Below are 303 nucleotides of genomic sequence, written 5' to 3'. Positions count from 1 at the left end.
TCAGACAGCTGCAGCGTGACGGACTACCGAGTGCTGCAAGAACGGTTTGGCGCAGATATCCGTATCATCAACAGCTACGGTGTTACGGAAGCGGCGATTGACTCCAGCTTCTATGACGAAGAACTGTCGAAGCTGCCAAGTAGCGGCCATGTGCCGATTGGTCAGGCGTGGCTGAACGCACGCTTCTACATTGTGGACAGCCAGCTGAATCCAGTGCCGATCGGCGTACTGGGCGAGCTGTGCATTGGCGGTGCTGGTGTGGCACGGGGGTACCTGAACCGTACGGACCTGACGGCGGAGAAA

Annotated in this window: 1 protein-coding gene; it reads left to right on the top strand. The window is 58.1% G+C overall.

The window, feature by feature from the left end; genetic code table 11:
- On the top strand, positions 1-303 hold a 303-nt coding region (locus HFD99_RS25110; protein WP_167441085.1), incomplete at both ends, for an AMP-binding protein.

The organism is Paenibacillus sp. EKM301P, assembly GCF_011800295.1.
Taxonomy (GTDB): Bacteria; Bacillota; Bacilli; order Paenibacillales; family Paenibacillaceae; genus Paenibacillus; species Paenibacillus polymyxa.
Note: the sequence above shows the minus strand (reverse complement) of the source record. Positions and strands in the feature narration are given on the sequence as shown.